The sequence below is a fragment of the Polynucleobacter sp. 39-46-10 genome (genome assembly GCF_002282275.1).
The window spans coordinates 1-3640 of record NZ_NCJB01000250.1 but is presented as its reverse complement, the minus strand read 5'-3'; the positions used below and the strand labels follow the sequence as shown (position 1 = coordinate 3640).

Sequence of the window (3640 nt, the reverse complement as noted above, 5' to 3'; positions counted from 1 at the left end):
GAGAATGAGTGAAGCTCAAGTTGTGATGGTGAATGGCAATACCGATTTGCCTTTACATTGCCCAACCAATAAAACTCCTAGCTGGAATTCACATCCACGCGTATTTCTGGATGTGGCTAAAACGGGTGAGGCAAAGTGCCCTTATTGCGGCACTGAGTACAAACTCATTCCAGGTACCGAACCCCACGGACATTAAGTCCATCAGCACCCCTAATTGGGGTGCTGTCTCGGGATACCTCATATGAATCGTATTCTGATCATCGCTCCCAATTGGATTGGTGATGCCGTAATGTCCCAGCCTCTGCTGGCGAATCTCAAAGCAAGTTACCCGCAGTCACAGATTGATGTTTTAGCAAGCCCCTGGGTTGCGCCCATCTATCGCGCCTGCGCTGAAGTGCATCAAGTCATAGAGGCGCGCCTAGAGCATAAGCAATTGCAGTGGGGTCTACGCAAGCAGCTAGCAAGGCAACTGGAATTAAATCAATACGATGCCTGCTTTGTTCTTCCCAACAGTCTCAAGTCCGCCTTAATTCCTTGGCTCGCCAATATTCCACTTCGAATTGCTTATCGTGGAGAGATGCGCTTTGGACTCATCAATTTCGCTTTGGATAATCCGAGCAAGACCAATCGCCCCCCGATGGCGAATCATTACCTTGCTCTTAGCAATGTAATACAGTCATCACAAGAGATTGATATCAATCAATCAGCAGATCCTAAACTCAACATCTCACTCGCAGCCACAAAGTCTGTCAGCGCTAAGTTGCAAATAGCAGGGATAAATGAAAAATCTATCTATGTGTTTTGTCCAGGCGCAGAGTTTGGAGCAACAAAACGCTGGCCTACCGAGCACTTCGCCACTCTCGCAGAGCAACTGATTACCCATGAGTCCAATGCGCATGTCATTCTGTTAGGCAGCAAGGGTGATCATGAATTCGGTAAGGAAATTATTTCTCAAGTAACAAATACCTCTCAAATTCAGAACTGGTGTGGCGAGACTTCACTTGATGAAGCGATTGCACTCATTGGTATGAGTAAAGCACTGGTCAGCAACGACTCTGGCTTAATGCATATCGGCGCAGCATTAAAAGTTCCGCAAGTAGCGATCTTTGGATCAAGCGATCCTCGCCATACGCCACCACTATCTGATAAGGCAAAAGTCATCTGGCTTAACTTGCCATGTAGCCCCTGCCACAAAAGAGAATGCCCACTTGGGCATCTCAAATGCTTAAAAGATATTTTGCCTACGACTGTATTGAGCGCCGTTCAATCACTCCACTAATTTTGTCGCGATATACATCACCAGAAAGTAAGCCATGACTAAACTTGCCAGACTTTTTCATAATGCCGATGAAGTGGTGGATGCCTGGCGTGACGCCTTAAAGCATCGTGATGTCAAAGGCGCCTTGGCAATCTGGCTAGATGACGACTCAATTACTTGCGTGCTCCCAGAGGGGCAACGCTTAAGTGGACATGCAGAAATTCGGGAAGGTTTAGAGCGCCTGCTGGCAAAGCAAGCTCTCTTTTTAGAGCCGATTGCCTGTATTAACCATTCTGTTTTAGGTGCTGCGGTCTACGACACTACTGAAGCCGTGCATCTGCGTGCCGATCAAATTGAAGCGGAGTTCTTCCTCAACATCACTTTGGTCTTACTGCAGGATAGTCAGGGCTGGCGCATTGCCCACCTGCATGCAAGCCATTCAACTGAAGATACTTTTGATGCCCCATCTACTCCGCACGGACTGCACTAATTCGTGATGGCTCAAAGATTGCCGCTTTATGGATGAGCAAGTACTTCGATCTCTTATTAAGTGGCCTAATGTTCCACACTGCTTTGGATGGTTAGCTCTGGATCGTCGAGGTCAATGGCGCATGCGTGATGAATTTGCACAAGCCAATCAATTGGCTGGAAGTGTCATTCAGCACCTAGCCCTCAATGAATTTATCTCCAGAAATTACGCATGCGATTCCTTGGGTAGATATTTTTTCCAAAATGGGCCACAACGGGTTTTCATCACGCTAGATGCCACGCCATGGATTGCCAGAATCATTCCCACCGAAAGTGGTCCTCAGTTATTAACCCAGTGCGCTACAGAAATAAAACCGCATGGCGCTCTGAGTGATGAAAAAGGCAATATCTACATCACTGGCCTGATCCCACAATCAAGCTCCGATCAAATCAATGCCACTGCGTTCACCAAAACAGAATTTTTATCAGTTGCGCTATTACATGATCATGATTTAGATCTCTTCTCAGAGCAATCTCAAGTTCAGGAAGATGCCTGTAGCTACAGAGGCTCTTGGCAGTGGAATGGCAGAAGTTTACCGATCGAACCCATTCATTCAAAGGAACTGGGTGAGCGCTTTCACTTCATCAAAGCACCTAGCAATTAATTAGCTGGGCATATTTTTGCCCTGCTCCTTCAACTCTTCTTGATATTCCTTTTGCATTTCGCGTAGACGTGCATCAATACTAGAAGCCTGATAAAAGTCAGCGCCACCAGAAGATCTAGCAATCTTGAGTTGCTCAATGGCGGATGGCCAAGCACCTTCTAGCGCATACTTTTCTCCAAGAGCGTAATGGCGCATTGGTACATTCTTTGCCTGATCATAGGCATTCGATAGCATGGTCCACCAAACTACCTCATTAGGTTGTAACCTAGTGCGCGCCTTTAACCACGTAATGGCGTCGTTGGTACGGCCTAGTTTCAGGTAAGCATTCATCATCGCTGCGCCAGCAGCATAGGATTGTGGAAAGGCCTTCAAAGTCCCTTGAGCAATTTGCAATGCCTCATCGCTTTTGCCTCTAGCTAATGCTAATTCAGAGGTAGTAATGTCTAGGGAGAGGCTCTGCCTCAGTATGGGAGACCCCGGTGCACTTGCGCTATTAGCTAGATTGCGTGCTTGCTGCAAATAGCCTGCAGCCTGATCAAACTTACCTTGCTTTTGAGCAACGAGCGCTAGCCCATAAAAACCTTCCATCTGTTTGCCTGGAGAAGACTGCTTACTCAAACTATCAAAGGTGTTTCTTAAGTCATACATTTGACTAGAGCTTCCAGACTGCTCGATACGAGCACGCGCTTTGATGAAATAAAACTCGACCGCAGTGGGCACATTTCGGCTGGTGATATTACGAGCCCGATCTTGCATATCTGCAATACGATCGGTAGTTAATGGGTGAGTGCGAACATAGGATGGAACGCCGCTATCCATAATGCCCGTAGCTTTTTGTAATCGCTGGAAGAATCCCGGAGCACCATTCACGTCGTAACCGCTTGCCGCCAGAATCTGAAAGCCAATACGATCAGCCTCGCGCTCAGCATCTCTAGAGTAGGAGAGTTGATTATTCACTGCCACCGCCTGGCCACCCTGCATCAATCCAGAAGCAGCGCCTGGATTACGTGAGGCAGCTAAGGCGCCCAACAAGATGCCAGCAAGGGCAATCATCGTGTTGGTAGTTTGCTTATCCATTTGACGCGCTAGATGGCGCTGTAAAACGTGGCCGGTCTCGTGCCCCATCACTGAGGCTACCTCTGAATCTGTTTCAGCACTCACCAACAAGCCCGTATGAAAACCAATAAATCCACCAGGCAATGCAAACGCATTAATACTGCTATCTTTAACAGCGAATACCTCAAAGTTA

5 protein-coding genes are annotated in these 3640 nt (G+C 47.4%); 4 read left to right on the top strand and 1 reads right to left on the bottom strand.

Annotation, left to right across the window (positions count from 1 at the left end):
* Window positions 1–4 precede the first annotated feature (4 nt).
* From B7X71_RS13725 to B7X71_RS13710, 4 genes are read left to right on the top strand one after another with little or no spacing between them, the layout of a single operon-like run.
* Entirely contained in the window at window positions 5–196 is a 192-nt protein-coding gene (locus tag B7X71_RS13725; RefSeq protein WP_015421968.1) for a zinc-finger domain-containing protein, read from the top strand.
* Window positions 197–241: 45 nt separating this feature from the next.
* Window positions 242–1279: a lipopolysaccharide heptosyltransferase II gene (gene waaF, locus B7X71_RS13720; RefSeq protein ID WP_293598118.1), complete on the top strand. Its 1038-nt coding sequence runs from the start codon at window positions 242–244 to the stop codon at window positions 1277–1279.
* 34 nt (window positions 1280–1313) lie between these two features.
* Window positions 1314–1748 (top strand): nuclear transport factor 2 family protein, encoded by a 435-nt coding sequence (locus tag B7X71_RS13715; protein WP_215302004.1) that lies wholly within the window; start codon window positions 1314–1316, stop codon window positions 1746–1748.
* Between the two features lie 28 nt (window positions 1749–1776).
* Entirely contained in the window at window positions 1777–2391 is a 615-nt protein-coding gene (locus tag B7X71_RS13710) for a DUF2946 family protein (RefSeq protein WP_293598119.1), read from the top strand.
* Here B7X71_RS13710 and B7X71_RS13705 read toward each other — a convergent pair.
* Window positions 2392–3640, bottom strand: a 1249-nt coding sequence (locus tag B7X71_RS13705; protein ID WP_293601029.1) for a M48 family metalloprotease, incomplete at its 5' end; no start/stop codon positions are given. It lies immediately after the preceding gene.